Here is a 14515-nt window from a genome sequence, read left to right on the forward strand (position 1 = left end):
TATGATGTATTATATTAAGAAATATCCGTTTTCACTGGCGATTATATTGATCGTTATTTACTTGTCGTTCTTTAAGCCGCCGAGGATGGATGATATCCCTTTATTCCCGGGTGTGGACAAGGTGGTTCATTTCTGTATGTATGGGGGGATGTCGGGTATGCTATGGCTGGAGTTCTTGCGGAATCACCGGAAGTATGAGACGGTATTATGGCATGCTTGGATCGGGGCAGTTTTATGCCCGATCGTTATGAGTGGGATTATTGAGATATTGCAAGAATATTGTACGACGTACCGGGGTGGGGATTGGTTTGATTTCTTGGCGAATACTTGCGGGGTGATCGCCGCTACGGCATTCGCTTGGTTCGTGCTTCGCCCTTGGATTGTGAAGGAGCAAAAATAATGTAAGCTATATATACGATAAATAATAAACTGGGATATGTTATTACCCTATATGGAAACCGGGCGTATAGAGGCCGGTTGTGATGAGGCGGGAAGAGGCTGCTTGGCGGGTGCGGTATTCGCCGCCGCCGTGATTCTTCCGGAAGATTTTAAGAATGAGGATTTAAACGATAGCAAGCAATTAAGCGAGAAGAAACGGTATAAGCTTCGTCCTGTCATCGAACGTGAGGCGATCGCTTGGGCGATAGGTATCGTTAGTCCGGAAGAGATCGATAAGATTAATATTTTGAAAGCCTCTTTCTTGGCCATGCATCGTGCGATCGAGCAATTGAAAGTACGGCCGGAACATTTATTGATCGATGGAAACCGTTTTACCCCTTATCCCGATATTCCGCATACGACCGTAGTAAAAGGCGACGGCAAATACCTAAGTATCGCCGCCGCCTCTATATTGGCTAAAACCTATCGGGATGATTATATGAATGAATTGGCCTTGGAATACCCCGCTTATCATTGGCTGGACAATAAAGGTTATCCTACCAAGGTCCACAGGGAAGCGATTCGTACCCACGGAATCACGCCTTATCATCGCAAGACATTCACGCTTTTACCGGAGCAGCTTACACTCGGTTTTTAATACGTATATAGGCATAACCTTATGCGTATATACGTATGAGGCTATGCCTATATCGGTGTAGGCTTACACGTATATACGTATCGGCTCGTGCCTATATACGTGTGAAAATACCTGTTTTTATTGTTGTTCCTTTGCCCGGTAAGCCATCGCGTATAGACGCATTTGCTTCACCATCGCTACCAACCCGTTGGAACGGGTTGGGGATAAATGCTCTTTTAATCCTACCTTGTCGATAAAGTAAAGATCGGCATCCAGTATCTCCTGCGGGGTATGGCCGGATAGGATATTGATCAAAAGGGATACGATACCTTTTACGATCACGGCGTCGCTTTCTCCTTGGAAAATAATCTTTCCATCCACATAATCCGCTTGGAACCAAACCCGGCTTTGGCAACCCTCGATCAAGTTGCTTTCCGTTTTATATTTCTCATCGAGCGGGGGAAGGGAGTTTCCCAGATCTATTAATAACGCATATTTGTCCATCCAATCGTCGAAGACTGAGAATTCTTCGATTACATTGTCTTGAAGTTCATTGATTGTCATTTTATCAGTATTTTATCGATTGTATATTACTTCCAGTACGGTTTGACCGGCAGCTTTTAGAGTCTCACGGTCTATATTCTCCATATTATCTTTTTGAGTATGCCAATAACTGGCGAAACCTGTTTTAGACTCAGGGTCGTAGTTAATGATGTCGATACTCGGGATATTACGTCCGCTAATCACATATTGGTGATCGTCTGTGATGGCTCCACCTGCGGCGTTAATGAAATATTTGCCATATCCCAGATCGCGGGCCGCGCTCCATACCATCTCGACGATCGGGGCTGCCGCACGTAAGGATTGTTGCTCCTTGAAAAACGTGGCGTTCTTGCCGCCCACCATATCCAATAAGATTCCGTATTCCGCCGTATAATTGGGGACATGCGGATTTTTTGCCCAGAACTGGGTACCTAGGCACCAGCTATCCGGTGTATAATCGGTTACGAATTCCGGCGTACCATAATCCTCCGCATCGAAGAAAATAATATCGATACCGATACCCGGGACTTTTTGTCCGATTTGGCGGGCGATTTCCAATAAGGCACCTACACCACTACCGCCATCGTCCGCCCCGTCCAATGGAGTTCGGTGCTTGGAAGGATCGGGATCGTGGTCCGAATAGGGACGGCTGTCCCAATGCGCGAATAGTAAAATACGTTTACTATTCTCCGGATCAAACGAGCCTATGATGTTTCTCGCTTCCAGCTTCGTTCCGTCGTAGGCGGTCAGTATCGCTTCCTGTTGGTAGACTTTGGCGCCAAAGCGCTTCAATTCAGATGCTAAGTAATCCCCGCATGCTTTATGAGCCGCCGTGTTAGGTACACGGGGACCAAAAGCGACTTGGTTCGCTACATAGGCGTAAGCGCTGTCTGCGTTGAAATCGGGAACAGCTGAGGCGATCGGTTGTTTTTTGATCTCCGGCATATTACCTGTCTCTTTGGTTCCTTTGGCTCCACATGATAAAAGAGCAAAACTCAATAACGCAAAAAATAATCTGATCATAAATCTGTTTTGTTTATAATGTTTTTACGGAGGCAGTCGCTTGAACCTCGTCTAATACACGCATCAAGTTTCCACCCCATATCTTGGCGATATCTTCCTCTGTATATCCTTTCTCTATTAATTTAACAGTGATCTGTATGAAATCGTTGTCACTTTCGCAACCGATAATTCCGCCACCGCCATCAAAATCAGAGCCGATACCTACATGATCGATACCGGCGACTTTCACCATATGATCGATATGTTCGATCGCGTCGGTAAGGCTCGCGTTTTTATAATCCTCATTGATATAGCGGTCGAGCAAGCAAACTTGCGCTACGCCTCCATTTTGGGCAAGGGCCTTTAGTTGTTCGTCGGTCAGGTTACGGTCGTGCTTGCACATCGCCATGGATGAGGAATGCGAGCAGATGATCGGGGCCTTGGACAATTTGATAACATCCCAAAATGACTTCTCAGAGGCATGAGACATATCCACCATGATACCTTGGCGATTCATCTCTTTCACAACCTCTTCGCCAAACGGACTTAAACCGTCCCATTCTTTCTTGGTATGGGTGGATGAGTCGCAAATATCGTTATCGTAGGAGTGGCAGAGCGTGATATAATTGACACCCATCGCCTTGAACTTAGCGATATTCGCCAGATCCTTACCAATGCCGTATCCATTCTCTATACCGATAAAGAACGCTTTTTTCCCTTCATTTTTCAAGCGGATGAAGTCTTGGTTCGTAACGGCGATGCCACATAAATCCTTATTCAATTCAGCTTGCTTGCGAATACCTTCGATCAAGCCTGTTACTTTTTGTACGGCTTCTTGTAAAGAGGCCTCATCACGTTTACCTTGTCCGATGAAGGCCGCAAGGAACACCCCGTCTAGTTTCCCTTCTTGCATCTTAGGGATGTTTACCCGGTTACGTTCCCGGTCGACGATGCTGAATCCGGCACGTTTAAACCAGAAAGGAGTATCGGTATGTGTATCTACGGAAAGGAAATGCTTGTGCATCTCTTTGGCTTGGTGGAGAGTCTCGGCCTTTCCTATCAGATGGTGGAATATCTTTAACATCGTAGTGTCGCCTCCGTAAGTCAATGCTTCTGGATGCCATTGAACTCCCATGATGGATCGGTTCGGATAAGCGTCGATAGCCTCGATAATACTGTCGGGCGCATAAGCGGTAGCCTTGAAGATAGGCGCCAACTCCTTGATCGCTTGATGATGAAGAGAGTTTACGGCTAAGGTATCTTTCCCTAGAATAGTGGCTAGCTGTGAGTTCGCGTCAACAAAGACACGGTGTGAGCCATACGAACTGGGTAAATCTTGCCTATGCTTGACAGAATGATCGCCACGTTGTGAGGGGATGTCTTGGTAAAGCGTACCGCCAAACGCTACATTCAACAGTTGCAATCCCCGGCATATGCCTAAGACGGGAATATTTTGGTCGGTAGCCATCTTGATTAGTTTCAACTCATACAAATCGCGTACCGGATCGACTTCCTCCAGCTTTTCCCGAGGCTCCTCCTCATACCATAGAGGGTTTACATCCGCTCCTCCTATAAGAACTAGCCCGTCTAAATTCGATACGATATTTCTGAGTACCTTACCGTCAGTAACAGCCGGGATGATAACCGGAGTTCCCCCTGCCTTTACGATGGATTGGATATAGGTGGCCCCCACCCGGGAAGCACCATTGGAGATACTAGCGGAAATCCCGATCAATGGGGAGAATCGTGCCCGCACGTTTACATCGCAAGAGTCTGTCAACTCGTATAGCTTTTTTAAGTTGGGTACCTCCGATCCGGGTGTCTGTGCCTGTGCTCCACATAAGATACTACAGGCGCATATTGCTGTGTATAAGATCTTTTTCATAATATGTAGTTGTTTTCGTTTGCTATTTGTTTGGGAAATCTTGTATAGCGGTCATAACCCTTAGCAAGTTTCCACCCCATATTTTCCGTATATCTTCTTCCGTATATCCTTCTTCTAAAAGTCGGACGGTAATGTTAATCAACTCGTTGGTAGCCGAGCAACCGATCAGTTCCCCGTCTCCGTCAAAATCCGAGCCGATTCCTACATGATCGATACCGATTAAATCCACGATATGATTGATATGGCGGATAGCGTCGCTTAAAGAAGCTTTGTCCTCTTCCTTATTGATGAATCCTTTGTATAGGCAGATTTGGGCGACACCCCCTTGAGCGGCCAGCGCTTTCAGTTGATCATCCGTTAAATTGCGAGGATGATCGCAAAGCGCACGTGCGGAAGAGTGGGAGGCTATGATTGGCGTCTCGCTCACTTCCAGTACCTGATAAAAGGTACTTTCCGCCGCATGCGAGATATCAATCATGATTCCTAACCGGTTCATCTCTTTTACCACTTCCTTACCGAAAGGACTTAGTCCTTTCCATTCTTGTTTTCCTCTAGCGGAATCACAAATATCGTTATCCCCATTATGGCATAAGGTGATATAAGAAACTCCCATATCCTTGAACATCCGTAGGTTTTCGATCTGCTTCCCTAAAGCGTACCCGTTCTCGATGCCGAGGCAGATCGCTTTTTTCCCTTGCGCTTTGATTGTTCGGATCTCTTGGGGGGTAGTCGCTATAGCCATCCGGTCCGGATGTAAGGTTTGCTGGCGTTTTACTTGATTCAGCCGTTCTATCGCATACGCTGTCGCTGCCTGTAAGGATGCCTCATCTCGTTTACCTTGCGGGATATAGGCGACCATAAAGGTTGCGTCGATACGCCCTTCTTCCATAAAAGGAAGATTCACTTTCCCTCCTTCTTTCTCCCCGATATTAAATTCACCGGGAAAGATCATCGGGGTATCTGTATGGGAATCGATCGTCACGATCCGTTGATGGATCGCTTTGGCTTTCGCGAAACGGCGGGCATTCTCGATATGGTAAGCGAATAGGGCTTTCATGGCCTCATCCCCTTGCGGAGCCATGGCCTCCGGATGCCATTGTACGCCGAATATCGTTTTCTCCGTATGTTCCATAGCCTCATTGATTCCATCCGGGGCGGTCGCTGTCGCCCTAAATCCGGGGGCGACCTCTTTTACCGCTTGATGGTGGAAAGAGTTGACAAGGATTTGTTCTTCTCCATTGAAAATAGCGCGTAACCGGTTCGTTCCCGGTTCGAGAGTTACCGTATGCGACGGATATTCCCGCGCCAATGTCTGGCTGTGTTTCAATAGCGGGTGATCGGCTTGTGAATGGATGTCTTGATAGACACTTCCTTCGAACGCTACATTCATGATCTGATGCCCTCGGCAAATACCCATGATCGGAATTTGTCGGTTAGCGGCCAAGCGAAGCAAGATCAAATCGTATTCGTCACGTAGCGTATCTACGTCTTGCAATTGCGGGATAGGCTCCTCATGCAAATAGAGCGGATTGATGTCTCCACCCCCGCTCATAACCAATCCGTCTAGTTCGGAAACCAGTACGGTCAATGCTTTCAGATCCGTGATCACTGGGATAAGTACCGGGGCTCCCCCCGCGTCCAGCACGGCTTGCACGTAGGTCTCGGCTATACAGGAAAGTCCGTCTCTCCGGTTAGCGGATATTCCTATTCGGGGAGGTTGAAGGCTTTCTTTAGCCGGTATATAATTATCAACTTCTTTGTATAGGGCCTCTAGATTCGGACGACGGACTTTCATGATTTTAAGCATCTATGTTAGCATATGTAGCGTTTTCCTCGATAAACTCGCGGCGAGGGCCTACGTCTTCACCCATCAACATGGCGAAGATTTGGTCAGCCTCGGCTGCGTTGTCGATCGTGATCTGCTTTAACGTACGGTTTTCCGGGTTCATGGTCGTATCCCACAATTGATGGTCGTTCATTTCTCCCAAACCTTTGTATCGTTGTGTATGGATCGAGTTCTCGTTGCCTCCTCCATATTTTAAGATGAACTGCTGACGTTGTTGCTCGGTCCAGCAATATTCCTCAACCTTACCTTTCTTACACAAATAGAGGGGAGGAGTCGCCAGATACACATATCCGTTCTCGATCAAGGAACGCATACGGCGGAAGAAGAAGGTCAAGATCAATGTGGCGATGTGGCTACCGTCCACATCGGCATCGGTCATGATAATCACCTTGTGGTAACGCAGCTTCTCCATGTTCAACGCTTTCGGGTCATCCTCCGTACCGACGGTTACGCCCATCGCGCGATAGATGTTCTGGATTTCCTCGCTTTCGAAGATCTTATGATCCATCGCTTTCTCCACGTTCAATATCTTACCGCGCAATGGTAGGATCGCTTGGAAGTTACGGTCGCGTCCTTGCTTAGCCGTACCACCTGCGGAGTCTCCCTCGACAAGGAACAATTCGCAGATCGCTGCGTCTTTAGAGGAACAGTCCGCCAATTTACCGGGAAGCCCACCTCCTGTCAGCGGAGATTTGCGTTGTACCAATTCGCGAGCCTTACGAGCGGCATGACGGGCTTGAGCGGCCAAGATCACCTTGTCGACGATTATTTTCGCCTCTTTCGGATGTTCTTCCAAATAATAGCCTAACGCCTCACCGATCGCCATATCCACTGCACCGGTAACCTCGCTATTACCCAGCTTCGTCTTTGTCTGTCCCTCGAACTGAGGTTCGGCTACCTTGATAGAGATAACGGCGGTCAAACCTTCACGGAAGTCATCCCCTTGAATCTCCACCTTGGCTTTCTCCAATAATTTAGAATCCTCGGCGTACTTTTTCAATGTACGGGTCAGACCCCGGCGGAAACCGGCTAAATGTGTACCACCTTCTATCGTGTTAATATCATTTACGTAAGAGAATACGCTCTCGTTGTAAGAAGTATTATAAGTTAACGCCACCTCGACAGGGATACCCTGCTTCTCGGTAACGATATGGATTACGTCTGGAATCAGTTTCTCTTTAGAACGGTCGATATAGCGGACAAACTCTTTCAATCCCTCATCCGAATGGAATACCTCGGACTTGAATGAACCATCTTCTTTCAGAACTCGCTTATCTGTCAGACGTAGCGTAATACCTGCGTTCAAGAACGCTAATTCACGCAAACGGGTAGCCAAGATATCATACTTGTATTCCGTGACCGTAAAGATAGAACCGTCCGGCTTGAAAGAGATCGTAGTACCTGTTTTATCCGTATTATCGATAACCTGTACGTCGTGCAACGGCTTTCCGCAAGAGAACTCCTGCATATGTACTTTGCCGTTCCTGCGAACTTCCGCTTTCAGATAAGTAGAGAGGGCGTTTACGCAAGATACACCCACACCGTGCAAACCACCGGATACTTTATAGGTTCCCTTGTCGAACTTACCGCCGGCGTGCAGCACCGTCAATACTACCTCCAAGGCTGATTTACCTTCTTTCTCATGAATATCCACGGGGATACCACGGCCGTCGTCGGTAACCGTGATCGAGTTGTCCTCATTGATTACCACGTCGATGTATGTACAATATCCGGCTAGCGCTTCGTCTATGGAGTTATCTACGACCTCATACACTAAGTGATGGAGACCTTTCTCGCTGGTATCGCCAATATACATGGATGGCCTTTTTCGTACTGCCTCTAACCCTTCAAGTACTTGAATACTATCTGCGGAGTACTCTGTAGAAGTATTCTTAATTTCTTCACTCATGAGTTTATCTTTCTTTAAAATCTGTAATTATCTATGTCCTCAAAAAAAATCTAACAAATGTAGTGATTTTTATCGAGATAGCGAAGTGGGGGATGTGAAAATAGCGAAAAAAGGACGGGTATAATAAAAAAGGAGAGAGATAAGCCATGAACTTATCTCTCTCCTTTTGGTTGGTAGCCCATAGGGGAATCGAACCCCTCTTTCAAGAATGAAAATCTTGCGTCCTAGCCGATAGACGAATGGGCCATTAGGTTTAAAAAAGCCGGGCTTATTGAGAGTCCGGCTTTATACTTGTAAAAGTAATTACCTTCTGCTTATGCTAGCGCGTTAACGTGCTTAGCCAACTTAGATTTCAGATTACCGGCCTTGTTCTTGTGGATAACGTTCTTTTTTGCAAGCTTATCCAACATAGAGCATACCTTAGGGAACAAAGCCTGTGCCTCATTCTTGTCTTCAGTAGCGCGCAAAACTTTCATAGCGTTTCTAGCTGTCTTTGCGTAATATCTGTTACGCAAACGTCTTGCGTTTGTCTGTCTGATTCTCTTGATTGATGACTTATGATTTGCCATTTCTCGATCTTCTCTTTATTGTTTTTTAATCCTGTTTATTGTAGCCCATAGGGGAATCGAACCCCTCTTTCAAGAATGAAAATCTTGCGTCCTAGCCGATAGACGAATGGGCCAAAATGTCAAAGCTCTCACTTATAGCGTTCTAAGAAAGTGATTTCCCGATTGCGAGTGCAAAGATAGACGATCTCTCCGAACTGGCAAAACATTTCGAAGGAAAATTTAATACTACTCACTGTTTTAACTTCTCTTTAGAACTTATATCTTCCAGATGAATTTCCAAGGCTTTAACGGAAATATTTATTTCCCAGATACATACACATAACGACGCCGCTAATAGCAATAAGGCTATGCCAAATATCCATGCGGCGAAAATCTGCCACGATACATAAATGAAGAACATAGCGATCACGCAGAGCAGCAAACTGAGTATTCCTAATATTTGCATGGAACGGGTCAGATAGAGCCTTTTCCGCAGGTTCGCTATCTGGGCGATATCCTTGGGGTCATGGGTTTGCTGATGCTTTTCTTTCAAGGCGCGCACTACGCTGGCGTATGAAAGGAAGCGATTCGTATAGGCCAGCAATATCAATGATATGGCGGAAAATAATAAAGAAGGGGTCGTTAAGTCCAACATAATTCTATACTTTAATTATATGTATAACGTTAATTTGAGTATCTTTGTTCTTAATCATCGTCGCAAAGATACGAATTATGTTGTGTAAAACGAGGGGGATTGTCTTGCATACGATCCCTTACAATGATAAATATTCTATTATATATATGTATACGGAGGCGTTTGGCCGGGCCTCGTATCTGGTTAGTCGTAGCCGTGGGAAGAAAAGCACGGTGTCGAAGGCTTTGTTTATACCTTTGTCCGTTCTGGAAATGGAGGTGGAGCACTTGAATAAGCGGGACTTGCACCGGATTAAGGAGACCCGCATTTGTTTTCCGCTGAATGATGTTTGTTGTGATCCGGTTAAGAATGTATTGGCGCTTTTCCTCTCGGAGGTTCTTTTTAGGGTCGTGAAAGATACGGAGTCGGATCCCCGTTTATTTGATTATTTATACGAGTCCATACATCTATTGGAGTATGCGGATAAGGGTATCGCTAATTTTCATATGGTTTTCTTGTTAGGTCTTCTCCACCATCTCGGTATTTTCCCGAATATGGAATCGCATAGGGTGGGATATTATTTCGATATGTTGAATGGGGTGTTTACGGATCATATCCCGATGCATCGGCATTATTTAAATAAGGTGGAGAGCGCTTTCTTTTCCCGTTTGCTGCGTATCAGTTTTGAGAATATGTCGCTTTATGGTTTTTCCCGGCAAGAGCGGGTCCGTATTATTCATCGTATTCTTGAGTATTACCGTCTACATCTCCCGGATTTTCCGGAAATCAAATCGTTATCGGTGATGCAAAGCTTATTTGATTGATCTATTTGATGTTATATTAGCTCTTGAAAACACGTACGTGTTTTTTGAAAAAGACGTACATGTTTTTCCGGAAACACGTACATGTTTTTTCGGAAATAATGAGAAGCTTCCGGATAGGCGGGAAAAACATCCGATAACGGTTGCCTATTTGAGGAAAAGATTATACTTTTGCAATCTCAAAAGAGTTGGTCTTGTAGTTCAACGGATAGAATAGAAGTTTCCTAAACTTTAGATCCGGGTTCGATTCCCGGCGAGACTACTTTTATTTCCTCTCTTTTTTATCAAACTTGGTCAAAACAAGTAAGTTGATCTCCTTATTGTTAAACGTTTTTTTGTCTCTTGTATAAAGAGAGAGTAAATAAAATAAGCGTTTTCTTACTGCAGGTTGTTTCTTGTGGTGAGAATATTGTTTATATTTGCGCAAGGTAATCACTAAAAGATGAAACAACAGATAATTAATAAGCTAAGAGGCTTTTTCTCTTTGCAACCAATAGAGAAAGCATGGGTGTTTGGTTCCTGTTCACGTGGAGAGGAGACGAAGGATAGCGATATTGATATTCTGGTTCGTTTTGACTCCCACGCTCGTATTACATTATTCAAGTATGCGGGTATGGTGGAAGCTCTAAGCCAATTGTTGCATCGTAAGGTTGATTTGGTGGAGGAAGGACAATTGAAGGATTTTGCCGTTTCTTCTGTAGATCGGGATAAAATATTGGTATATGAGAGAGAAGCCTAAAGACAATACACGTCTACGGCATATGCTGGAGGCGATAAATAATGTCATTGAGTTCACGACAGATGTGACTTTTGAGGAGTATTCCAGGAACAAGATATTGCGTTTTGCGGTCATCAAGAATTTGGAGATTATAGGGGAGGCGGCTTATTTGATTACAAAGGAATTTCGGGAGGAACATCAAGAGATCGCATGGAATGAGGTCATAGGCATGCGCCATGTGTTAGTGCATGGGTATTATCAGATTCGGGATGAGATAGTGTGGGGAACCATTCAAACAGATCTATTTCCGCTTAAGGATAAGATAGAACGGTTGATCTGTAAATAAGCTCAATGTATTATTTTAATAAGATGATCATGACCGATCCCGCTACCATGATAACGGAGCCAATCAATTTCTTCGTTATATTTTCCTCTTTGAATATACGGTATCCTAAGAAGATACTTACGATCGTAGAGAGTTGGAACAAGGCTAACGCATAACCTACCTCCATATGATCGAATACGTAATTGGTGGTGTATTGCATGGTGCCGATACAAAGGACCAAATAAAAGTAGGAGGAAAGATCCCGTATTTTGATTCGCTTGAATTCTTTGACAAGATGGACCTTGAAAGCGAATAAAAGAGCGAAAGAGAAAATCGCGCCAAACCAACACCAAACAATGAACGAGATGGTGGTGGATGAATATAAGATGATTTTCTTGATAAAGACCGCCTCGATAGCTGTAAGGACCATAGCCCATATCCGGTATTGAATCTCTTTCCGTTTTAAAAGAGCCAAGGAAAAATGCTCATCCATCGTATCCAAAACATAATAGCTCCCATATACGATCAGTGACATTCCTGCGATACCCCATAGGTTCGGGATCTCCCCTAATAAGAAGATACCGACAATAATACCTACTACGGATTTGTAGGAATTGATGGGGCCCAGTACCGATAGATCCCCGCATTGTAAAGCTTTTACTAAGAATCCATTCCCGGTAGCTCCCACGATTCCGGCTAGAATACAATATTTCCAGAATTCGAAAGGCAACTCAAGCCAGCGAACTTGGATCGCCGGGATGATACAGAATACGCTCAATAGTAGGAATGTCAAGAAGTTGATTAATAAAGGGTGGTTATACCGATTGGTTAATTGCTTTTGGAAAACATTACCAAGCGGATTCGATAATACCCTTAATATGATCGCAACAGAGGTGAGTATCATTTAATAGGCTTTAAACGTCACCCATTCGCCATTGTATTGACATTCAAAAGTTCGGCCGCTTATCCATATGTCCTTCAAGACCGTCTGGCCGTCTTCATAGTCCATATAAAGTATATCGGTATAGTAATTGTCCCAGTCCCAGTAGAATGGAATTTCCTCTCGATCTATGCGTCCGCTTGGGTAATGATAAATTCTTGTATCCCATCCTTTCCCATCCGGATTAAATGTAAGTTGCTGCTCACAATCTAAACCGTCTACGACAAACCAATCTGTCCATACATAATTACATAAATCATAGGTGATTTCCTCATACGGATCATAATACGGATCCTCCTCGCAACTACTGAACCCGCATAAGACGGCGATCAATAAGAATATGTTTATTAAATATCTTTTAGCCATAACTCTATACCTTTAAATACTATTCGGAGGTAAAGATACAAATTTAAGGAAAGGATATTTCTTTTTTTTATATCTTTAGCGCAAAATTTTCAGATATATGCAAAAAACATTACGCATTAAGAACGATATTCATGAGCTTTCCATGATGAATCAGTTCTTGGAGGAAGCTGGAGAAGAATTGGGATTAAGCACCGCTTTCATGATGAGCCTGAATCTGGTGATGGAAGAAGCTGTCTCAAATATAATTTTTTATGCGTATAAGGGAGATGTTGAGGATGCCGTAGACATTTCGTTGGTCAGGGAAGGTGGGGAATTGATCGTGACTTTGATAGATCATGGGATTGCTTTCGATCCGACTTTAAGAAAAGACCCTGATATTACTTTATCTGCCGAAGACCGTCCAATCGGAGGGTTGGGTATTTTCTTGATCAAGAAGATTATGGATGAGGTCTCTTATCAGAGAGTAGATGAGCGGAATGTCTTTATCATGAAGAAAAAAATAACCGAATAAAATATAAAGATATGGAAGTAGTTATTGACCAAAAAGGTGAAGAGACTGTAATTAAGATCAAAGGAAGATTGGATACGAATACGGCTCGCGAATGCGAGGAAAAGGTTTTGCCGGTATGGGAGAATCCGGGAGTAAAAGTATGTGTCGATTGTTCTGATTTGGAATATGTGAGTAGTGCGGGCCTCCGATTGTTTTTAATATTACAAAAAATGACGACTGCCAAGAAAGGGTCTTTACGTTTGATCGGTATGCGGAATGTGGTTCGTGAGACCTTTAGTTTGACGGGATTTAACGCTCTCTTCAAGATAGAAGACGCAAAATAAGTGTGAAGGTTAGGAAAAAGGTAGCCGGTGTGTCAAATTTGGCACATCGGCTTTGTATTAATCTTTTAGATCTTTGTCGATGGGGCTATCCCATTTGCCACCGTTTAATATATCAAGGGTGAAGGTATCGTCTGATTCCTTCGGGGTGTAGAGAATCCCAGTATAACGAATAATGTGATTTTTGAGAGGCAGGATGTCATTAACCTCTCTTTCCCGGGTTACTTCATTTATCTGATTTTTGGCCGAGAGGTGTGCTTTGAGCATGAATTCCGGAGCCGGGATAAACGTGAAGAAGGAATGGGAGAAATTTGTTTTCCCGATATCAGAGTCGTTAAAAGTGTCGGTTTGTGTATAAGGCGTGTTTTGAGAAATGCCATTCCCGGTGGTTAAATCAATCTTGTTTTGATAATTGGAGACATTTATCGTGAAGCTTTTTAGGGCTTTAGGTACGGCATCGGCGGATATGAACTCTATTTTGCCGACGATTCTTTGTAAGGTGATATCTTTAATGATTCTTTCTCCCGCTTGTACTTCTTGGGTGAGAAAAAGATGAAACGTATCTGATACTTTACTGAATAGTGCGGTTTGTCCGGACACGGAGATATTCTTGTCTGAGTGGGCTAGGAAACAAATATGATAGTCGCCGGAGGGCAGTGAATCATAAATGATCGTGAAATCCGGATCTTGAGGCGTGAATTGCTTATGTTTTACCAGAATGTCCGGTTTTCCGCTTTGGTATACGATATAATCGATCCGGTTGTATAAATTATCCGGATCGATATCTGGTGTAGAAGGATCTTCCTCGGCATCGGGATTTTGGGGAATAGGCTCAGGGATATTCAGCTCGGGAATACTCTTGGTTACGGGGAAGGGTAATACTTCCTTTTGTAAATCGATCGTAAACTGTATGGGGGATAATTCCTCTTGTAGGTCGGGGTTAGGTACTTCCTTTTCCGTTCCATTACAACAACAAAAACAAAGCAGACAGGCGATAGCCACTAATTCATTTTTCTTCATAGTTGATATTTTTGGTAAATGTTTGACGCAAAGGAACGATATATTTTGTGAATTAAAAAATATTAAGCTGTTAAATTGGCGTACGCAGGGTTATTTTTCATAGCTTTGTGAA

Annotated in this window: 17 protein-coding genes and 3 tRNA genes; 8 read left to right on the forward strand and 12 right to left on the reverse strand. The window is 44.1% G+C overall.

All coding sequences use genetic code 11. From position 1 onward, the window contains the following. Window position 1: 1 nt before the first annotated feature. On the forward strand, window positions 2-400 hold the full coding sequence (locus ACYIA1_RS18930) for a VanZ family protein (RefSeq protein ID WP_036617675.1): 399 nt from the start codon (window positions 2-4) through the stop codon (window positions 398-400). A 36-nt stretch (window positions 401-436) separates the two neighbouring features. Beyond that, window positions 437-1036, forward strand: a complete 600-nt coding sequence (locus ACYIA1_RS18935; protein ID WP_480336255.1) for a ribonuclease HII — start codon at window positions 437-439, stop codon at window positions 1034-1036. A 117-nt stretch (window positions 1037-1153) separates the two neighbouring features. Here the strand turns inward: ACYIA1_RS18935 and ACYIA1_RS18940 are convergent, their stop codons facing one another. The 9 genes from ACYIA1_RS18940 to ACYIA1_RS18980 form a co-directional block, all read right to left on the reverse strand. Continuing rightward, on the reverse strand, window positions 1154-1579 hold the full coding sequence (locus ACYIA1_RS18940) for a SufE family protein (protein ID WP_008772771.1): 426 nt from the start codon (window positions 1577-1579) through the stop codon (window positions 1154-1156). Window positions 1580-1591: 12 nt separating this feature from the next. Further along, window positions 1592-2581, reverse strand: coding sequence for a M20 family metallopeptidase (locus ACYIA1_RS18945; RefSeq protein WP_036617679.1), 990 nt, complete (start codon window positions 2579-2581; stop codon window positions 1592-1594). A 13-nt stretch (window positions 2582-2594) separates the two neighbouring features. Continuing rightward, window positions 2595-4445: a membrane dipeptidase gene (locus tag ACYIA1_RS18950; protein ID WP_480336256.1), complete on the reverse strand. Its 1851-nt coding sequence runs from the start codon at window positions 4443-4445 to the stop codon at window positions 2595-2597. 22 nt (window positions 4446-4467) lie between these two features. Next, the gene (locus ACYIA1_RS18955) at window positions 4468-6252 is read right to left on the reverse strand and encodes a membrane dipeptidase (RefSeq protein WP_480336257.1); all 1785 of its coding nucleotides are present in this window, start codon (window positions 6250-6252) and stop codon (window positions 4468-4470) included. Continuing rightward, window positions 6245-8200 (reverse strand): DNA topoisomerase (ATP-hydrolyzing) subunit B, encoded by a 1956-nt coding sequence (gyrB, locus tag ACYIA1_RS18960; RefSeq protein WP_005859370.1) that lies wholly within the window; start codon window positions 8198-8200, stop codon window positions 6245-6247. The genes ACYIA1_RS18955 and gyrB overlap by 8 nt, the downstream gene beginning before the upstream one ends. A gap of 171 nt (window positions 8201-8371) precedes the next feature. Then, window positions 8372-8446 (reverse strand) — tRNA-Glu (locus ACYIA1_RS18965). Between the two features lie 68 nt (window positions 8447-8514). Continuing rightward, window positions 8515-8769 carry a 30S ribosomal protein S20 gene (gene rpsT, locus ACYIA1_RS18970; RefSeq protein WP_005859369.1) on the reverse strand — a complete coding sequence of 85 codons (255 nt, stop codon included), beginning with the start codon at window positions 8767-8769 and terminating at the stop codon, window positions 8515-8517. Window positions 8770-8810: 41 nt separating this feature from the next. Continuing rightward, window positions 8811-8882 (reverse strand) — tRNA-Glu (locus ACYIA1_RS18975). Window positions 8883-8998: 116 nt separating this feature from the next. Further along, window positions 8999-9403: a DUF2721 domain-containing protein gene (locus ACYIA1_RS18980; protein ID WP_005867604.1), complete on the reverse strand. Its 405-nt coding sequence runs from the start codon at window positions 9401-9403 to the stop codon at window positions 8999-9001. Between the two features lie 77 nt (window positions 9404-9480). On the opposite strand from ACYIA1_RS18980, the gene recO reads away from it, so the two are divergent. From recO to ACYIA1_RS19000, 4 genes are all read left to right on the forward strand, one after another. After that, complete coding sequence (gene recO, locus ACYIA1_RS18985; protein WP_048927162.1) at window positions 9481-10206, forward strand: DNA repair protein RecO; 726 nt, start codon at window positions 9481-9483, stop codon at window positions 10204-10206. Window positions 10207-10393: 187 nt separating this feature from the next. Then, a tRNA-Arg gene (locus ACYIA1_RS18990) sits at window positions 10394-10465 on the forward strand. Between the two features lie 180 nt (window positions 10466-10645). Further along, window positions 10646-10942 (forward strand): nucleotidyltransferase family protein, encoded by a 297-nt coding sequence (locus ACYIA1_RS18995; RefSeq protein ID WP_005865085.1) that lies wholly within the window; start codon window positions 10646-10648, stop codon window positions 10940-10942. Continuing rightward, window positions 10926-11267, forward strand: a complete 342-nt coding sequence (locus ACYIA1_RS19000; protein WP_008772765.1) for a HepT-like ribonuclease domain-containing protein — start codon at window positions 10926-10928, stop codon at window positions 11265-11267. The genes ACYIA1_RS18995 and ACYIA1_RS19000 overlap by 17 nt, the downstream gene beginning before the upstream one ends. A 10-nt stretch (window positions 11268-11277) precedes the next feature. Here ACYIA1_RS19000 and ACYIA1_RS19005 read toward each other — a convergent pair whose 3' ends face one another. After that, complete coding sequence (locus ACYIA1_RS19005) at window positions 11278-12150, reverse strand: DMT family transporter (RefSeq protein WP_036633345.1); 873 nt, start codon at window positions 12148-12150, stop codon at window positions 11278-11280. Beyond that, complete coding sequence (locus tag ACYIA1_RS19010) at window positions 12151-12552, reverse strand: hypothetical protein (protein WP_008772763.1); 402 nt, start codon at window positions 12550-12552, stop codon at window positions 12151-12153. It abuts the gene before it with no gap. A gap of 97 nt (window positions 12553-12649) precedes the next feature. Between ACYIA1_RS19010 and ACYIA1_RS19015 the strand changes: the two genes are divergently transcribed. Next, the gene (locus tag ACYIA1_RS19015; protein WP_005859341.1) at window positions 12650-13063 is read left to right on the forward strand and encodes an ATP-binding protein; all 414 of its coding nucleotides are present in this window, start codon (window positions 12650-12652) and stop codon (window positions 13061-13063) included. Window positions 13064-13074: 11 nt separating this feature from the next. Then, complete coding sequence (locus ACYIA1_RS19020; protein WP_005859339.1) at window positions 13075-13386, forward strand: STAS domain-containing protein; 312 nt, start codon at window positions 13075-13077, stop codon at window positions 13384-13386. 57 nt (window positions 13387-13443) lie between these two features. Here the strand turns inward: ACYIA1_RS19020 and ACYIA1_RS19025 are convergent, their stop codons facing one another. After that, window positions 13444-14403, reverse strand: coding sequence for a hypothetical protein (locus tag ACYIA1_RS19025; RefSeq protein ID WP_128577358.1), 960 nt, complete (start codon window positions 14401-14403; stop codon window positions 13444-13446). Between the last annotated feature and the right edge of the window lie 112 nt (window positions 14404-14515).

It is taken from the genome of Parabacteroides sp. KHUB-02 (assembly GCF_056640955.1).